The organism is Promineifilum sp. (SeqCode), from assembly GCF_041918635.1.
Taxonomy (GTDB): Bacteria; Chloroflexota; Anaerolineae; order Promineifilales; family Promineifilaceae; genus Promineifilum.
Map to the genome: position 1 here is coordinate 1 of NZ_JAYRVJ010000026.1, position 5,682 is coordinate 5,682.

The window sequence follows — 5,682 nt, forward strand, 5'->3', positions numbered from 1 at the left end:
CAGGTTATCCGGCCCCGTCTCGCTGGTTGGGGCCAGCGGCGCGGCGACGATGACCGCGTCGGCGTCGGCCCCACGGATGGCCGCCGCCGCCGCCGTCAACAGCGCGGCATACTCGCCGGGGTTGACCGGCCGGCCGCCCCAATGGCTCGCCAGGTTTGGTTCGTCCCAGACGATGTAGTGGGTCAGTGTGTCCCCATAGCGCCGGGCGAACTCGCCGGCCCAGGCGGCGAACGCCTCCGGCGATGGCGGCGCGAAACCGGCCGCCGGGTCGCCGTCGAGCAGCGGCGTTAGCGTCAGTCCCTCGGCGGCGGCGGCGGCGACCAGCCGGTCGGAACTCGCCCAATCATAGTCCGCGCTATAGTAGAAGGGCTGCTTCACGTCCAGAATGCCCGTCGCCCGGATGCCGGCCAGCGTCGCGCGCAGTTCATCGTTGTCGAGTCCATTCAGGTAGGCATTGACCCCCAGACGCGGCCCGCCATGAGCGATAGGCTGGGGCAGCAGTGGAATGCCCCGCGTCAGGTACTCGCGGCGCGCCCGCAGCGCGCCCAGTCCCAGCAGGCAGGCGACGGCCAGCGCCAGTGACAGGATGGTGAGCAGTCGCCAGGGGAAGGGAGAGCGTTGAGGAGCGTCGGTGTTCACGGGAAGAAGCGTTGTCCGCAGATTACGTAGATTCGGCAGATTAGCGGTTACTCGCTAATGGCGCCATATGGTGACCAGGTAGGGTGACTGCTCACGCCGTCGTCCGCCCCGGCGCGGAAGAGATCGCCCGTCGCCACGTCGAGGATGTGCAGCGCGTCGTCGAAGATGAAGGCGATCTTGTCCGCCTCCGGGCCCCAGACCAGCGATTGCGCCGAACGAGCGAAAAGGCTGTTCTCGCCTTCCGGCGGGAAGACCCGCGCGGCGTTGCCGCCGTCGCTATCGGCCAGCCACAATGAGTAGCCGCCATCAGACGCCGGAGCCGCGCCCGGGTCGTTGGCCGGGTCGTTGGCGCGCAGTGAGGCCAGCTGGAGCGCCGGCAGGGCGGCGACCGGCGACCACTGAGCCAGCGACCAGATGCCCGCGCCCTCGACCAGCAGCGTCGTGGCCCCCGTCGTCGTATCCGCCAGCCACAAGTCGAAGCGCTCGCCCGACTGCGGATCGTCGCCGGCATGAGCGGTGAAGGCCAGATAGCGCCCGTCGGCCGACCAACTCAGCGCCGGCAGCCAGGCCCAATCCGCGCCGGTGTCAAACTCGGTGAATTCGTGCAGGATGGTGCGCGCCGGTTCGGCCACTGCCAGACCAGGCGCGATGCCGCTCAGGTCGAGCAGGCCGACCTCGTCGGCAAAGGCGTAGGCCAGCCGGTCACCCGCCGGAGCCCAGGCATACTGGCCGCCCCACCAGCTATAGGCCGCCGGGTACGTCTCCACCACACGGAACGGCGCGGGCTGGTTGCCGTCAAAGGTGAGGTCGAGCAGCCACAGGTTGTTGTTGGCTTCCCAGCCCGGCGGCAGAGACACGGAGCGGGCGGTCGTGTAGGCGATGCGCGGCGGCGCGGCGGCCGGGTTCCAGCCGGCCCAGAGCACGTTCTCGATCTGGAGCGCCTGGCCGGTTGCGCCCTCAGCGGTGGAAATGACCCATAGGGCATTGCGGAAGCTCTCCCCGCCCGCAGGCGCGTCGCCGGCGATGGTGTAGAGCAGGTAGTCGCCGTTGGGCGACAACTGGAAGACGCGCCCGTCGAGCTGACCTTCCACGGCCAACTGGCGAGGCGCGTCGGTGGCGCCTTCGAGCACGACGGCGCGACCGCTGTCGATGTAGGCCAGCCGGCCGGCGAAGCGCATGGCCGACTGCGCGGCAGCGACGCCGATCATGACGATCTCATCGCGCGGCGGTTCCACCACTTTTACCGCCGTCGGCCAGCGCTCCGCCTCCAGTCCGTCGTGGTAGACGATGCGCACGGTCACTTCCTGCAAGCCGGCCTGGCCGGTCTGGACGATACGCGCCGGGTCGTCCGGCGACATCTCCGCGCTGCGCACGATCTGGCGCTTGAACGGGACGCTCTCCGGGATAATTTCGGTCGTCTCGGTGACGCGCACGACGGTGATGACCGTAGGAAAGCGTGTTGAGCCGGCGGGCAAGGGCGCGGCCGGCGGCGGCTCCACCAGATCGGCCGGGTTGAGCGACACGCCCGCCTCGGCCAGCGCTTCGGCCACCGTCGCGCCGGTGATCGTCAGTTGGCGCGTCTGACCGTCGGCGATCAGCGTCACGGGGCGAGCAGAGAGCGGCGTGGACGTGGCTACAGCCTGTTCAGCCGCCGGAGCCGCGCAACCGGCCAGCCACAGCGCCAACCAGCAACCGGCCAGCAGCCACAGACGCGGCCATCGCCGCCCAACGAACGAGAAGGAGCGTCCCAAAGTAACCGGCCGCCTAGGCCGCGTTCCACAACTCGCGCACTTCCGGGCTGAGGTCGCGGGCCACGTCGCGGCTCAGATCGGCGTCGATGATCTGCTTGATCTGGCGGAAGACGGCCGCCGTCGCCATCTGGGCGTACTGCGGATCGGTGTTGCCGCTGTGCCGGGCGACATCCTTGGCGAATCGGTGCAGGGACAGGTTGCGGTCGCGGATATGCAACAACAGCCAGCCGCGGGTCAGGTCGTGGGCCAGATCGGCGGGCAGCGCCTTGGCCAGCTTCTTCTTCACGCCGCCGCTTAGATTAAATCCCAACGTGCGCAGAACCGCGCGACTCACCCGGGCAGCGTGGGCGGGCGTGCGCAGCTTGCCGTGTTGCATGATCGCGCTGTAGTAACTGTCCAAGGCCATGGTCTGATTGCTCATATCGTCTGTCTACCCGGATTGACTTGTGCGGATTTGTCGGTATACTTCCATATTCGGTCAGTACGACCGGATTATAGCCGACAAGACATTTAGAAGGAATATAACCGCAGTAGGCGTAGGCGACCAGATCGGGGATTTGGCTGCCACGCCTGCTTGAGTGTTACGGCAGGGAAGGTACACAGAGGCATGAGCGACAGAATCGTAATTGAGGCGGAACCGCGGGAAATCACCGGCAAGCAGGTGAACCAGTTGCGACGTGAAGGTCAGATCCCGGGTGTGATCTACGGCAAGAAAACCCAGCAGCAATCGGTGCAGATGGAGCAGAAGGCGCTGCGCCGCGCCCTGCGCACCGCCGGCACCACGCACCTCGTCGACGTGAAGGTCGGCGACCAACTGCGCACGGTGCTGGTGCGCGAAATCCAGCAGCACCCCACTCGCGGCGACATCGTCCACGTTGACTTTATGGAAGTCGACATGAAGGTCAAGCTGCGCGCCGCGGCCGAGTTGGTGACGGTGGGCACGGCCACGCCGGAGGCGGAAGGGCTGGGCGTCGTCACGCAACTGCTGCGCGAGGTCGAGATCGAGTGTCTCCCCGAGGCGCTGGTAGCCGAGATCGAGGTCGACCTGAGCGCCATTCGCACCGCTGATGACATCATCCACGTGAGCGACCTCGTCGCCCCGCCGGGGGTTGAGATCATGACCGATCCTGAGCTGCTCGTGGCCCGCTTCGAGTACGCGGCCGGCGAAGAGGAACTGGCGGTTGAAGAGGGCGAGGGCACGGCCGAGGACGTTGAGGTCATCGCCAGGGGCAAGAAGGACGAGGAAGAGTTTTAGGGCGCTCGACTTAAGGACGCGCGAGCAGTGATCAGTGGTCAGCGATCAGTGGTCAGTGGTTAGCGGCGCGCGAGGCCGGGTGTGGTTGCAGCGTGTCGCCTTGGCCGCGATCCTGCTGGTTGCGGCGGCGTTGCGCCTGACCGGCCTGGACTGGGATGGCTTCCAGCACCACCATCCGGACGAGCGCTACATTACGTGGGTTGCCACCACCATAGAGTTCACGTCGCCAGGCAGCGCCGCTGCCTGGCGACCGGATCAATCAACGTTCAATCCCTTCCACTGGCCGCCGGAGGCCAGCAGCGAAGGGATTGTTGTTTTACAGGGCGAGCCGCGTGACTTCGCCTATGGACACGTGCCGCTCTATCTGGGCGTGATCGCGACACGTCTGGCGGAGTGGGTTGGCCCCGCCCTCGTGCCGATCCTACCCTCCGACTGGTCGCTAACGGCCGACGTGCTGAATGGCGCGGGCCGGATCGAATTCCACCACCTGGCGGCCGTCGGTCGGGCGCTGACGGCGCTTTTCGACGTGGGCACGGTGCTGCTGATCTACTTGCTCGGCCGTCGCCTGTTTAGCCCGGCGGCGGGGCTGCTGGCCGCCGCGCTGCTGGCCGTGACCGTTCTCCATATCCAGTTGGCCCACTTCTTTGCCAGCGATCCGTATCTGACGTTCTTTGTGGTGGCGGCGCTGTATGCGATGGTTTTGGCAGAGCAGGGGCGCAGGGGGGCAGAGGAGCAGGGGAGCACAGAAAGCGCGGAGCCCACATCTTCGGATGGGGCCGATGTCCGGTACAGACAATCCGTCGTGTGGTTGATGATCGCGGCGGCGATGGTGGGGCTGGCGGTTGGCTCGAAATTCGCGGCGGTGTTGCTGGCGCTGCCGCTGGTGTGGACGGCAATGAATTGCCTGACTACAAACGGCATAAGCAGAGGGCGACGTTGGGCATGGGCGGGTGTCGCCTTGCTGGTGGCCTTCGCCGTCTTTGCCCTGACGAACCCATTTGCCCTGCTGGATCGCACCTGCCCCGTGCCATACAACCCGCCGCGCCTTGGCCCCCTGCCGCTGCCCGAAGCGTTGCCCCGTTCCTGTTACCTGCAAAACGTCGCCACCCAGAACGCAATGGTGCGCGGTCGCGTTGACCTGGGTTTCACGCGCCAATACGCCGGCACGTGGCCTTACCTGTACTTCGTCGAGATGCAGGTGCGCTGGGGGATGGGGCCGCTGTTGGGAGTGTTGGGTTTTGCGGGGCTTGGCTGGGCTGTCTGGCAAATGCTAGGGGCCAGTGGAAGTAGGGGCGGGTTTCAAACCCGCCCCTACCCTGGAACCTGGAACCTGGAACCTATCCTTTTATGGGTCGTGCCCTATTTCATCCTCACGGGCAGCTTCTACGTCAAGTTCATGCGCTACATGCAGCCCATCGTCCCATTTCTCATCCTGTTTGGCGCGGCAATGGTGTTGGGGGAGGGCCGGCCGCGGCGCGGGATTCTTATCCCGCGCTACGCCCGCTGGGCGTTGGCCGGGCTGACGCTGGGCTTTACGGCGCTCTACGCGCTCAGCTTCATGGCGATTTACCGTGAGGAGCATCCCTGGAACCGCGCCTCGCGCTGGGTCTACGAGCAGATTCCGCCGGGCACGTTGCTGCTGAGCGAGCAGTGGGACGACTACCTGCCCGCGACGATGATCATCGACGAACAGCGCCGCCGCCGCGAGGAGTTCCCCAACGCCGAGCTGACCTGGCTGTCGCTGCCGGACGCGGCCGACGATGAGCAGAAGCTCATGGCGAACCTGGACTTGTTGTCTGGCGCGGAGTACGTGACTATCCTCTCCAACCGCGTCTACGGCGTCGTCCCGCGCCTGCCGGAGCGCTATCCGCTCTCGTCCCGGTATCATCAGTTGCTGTTCGACGGGGCGCTGGGCTATGAGTTGGTGTGGGCCGGCGGGCGTTCGCCGGCCCTGTTCGGTATCCCGCTGCGGCCGGACACGTTCGGCTGGCCGGGGCTGCGACCGCCGGCCGACCTGAACCGGCTGGCGGCTTGGCC

General features: G+C 66.6%; 4 protein-coding genes and 1 pseudogene. 2 read left to right on the forward strand and 3 right to left on the reverse strand.

The features are described 5' to 3' along the window. From ACE3UY_RS00985 to ACE3UY_RS00995, 3 genes and pseudogenes are all read right to left on the reverse strand, one after another. Positions 1 to 639 (reverse strand): annotated as a pseudogene (locus ACE3UY_RS00985) (hypothetical protein); the annotation flags it as partial. A gap of 47 nt (positions 640 to 686) precedes the next feature. Beyond that, positions 687 to 2,390 carry a ubiquitin-like domain-containing protein gene (locus ACE3UY_RS00990; protein ID WP_374685691.1) on the reverse strand — a complete coding sequence of 568 codons (1,704 nt, stop codon included), beginning with the start codon at positions 2,388 to 2,390 and terminating at the stop codon, positions 687 to 689. Positions 2,391 to 2,403: 13 nt separating this feature from the next. Beyond that, entirely contained in the window at positions 2,404 to 2,796 is a 393-nt protein-coding gene (locus ACE3UY_RS00995; RefSeq protein ID WP_374685692.1) for a DUF2267 domain-containing protein, read from the reverse strand. Positions 2,797 to 2,997: 201 nt separating this feature from the next. Between ACE3UY_RS00995 and ACE3UY_RS01000 the strand changes: the two genes are divergently transcribed. Both ACE3UY_RS01000 and ACE3UY_RS01005 read left to right on the forward strand, forming a co-directional pair. Beyond that, a complete protein-coding gene (locus ACE3UY_RS01000) occupies positions 2,998 to 3,645 on the forward strand; it encodes a 50S ribosomal protein L25 (protein WP_374685693.1) in 648 nt (215 codons plus the stop codon). A gap of 34 nt (positions 3,646 to 3,679) precedes the next feature. Continuing rightward, positions 3,680 to 5,682 (forward strand): ArnT family glycosyltransferase (locus tag ACE3UY_RS01005; RefSeq protein ID WP_374685694.1); only part of this gene is annotated, 2,003 nt, incomplete at its 3' end.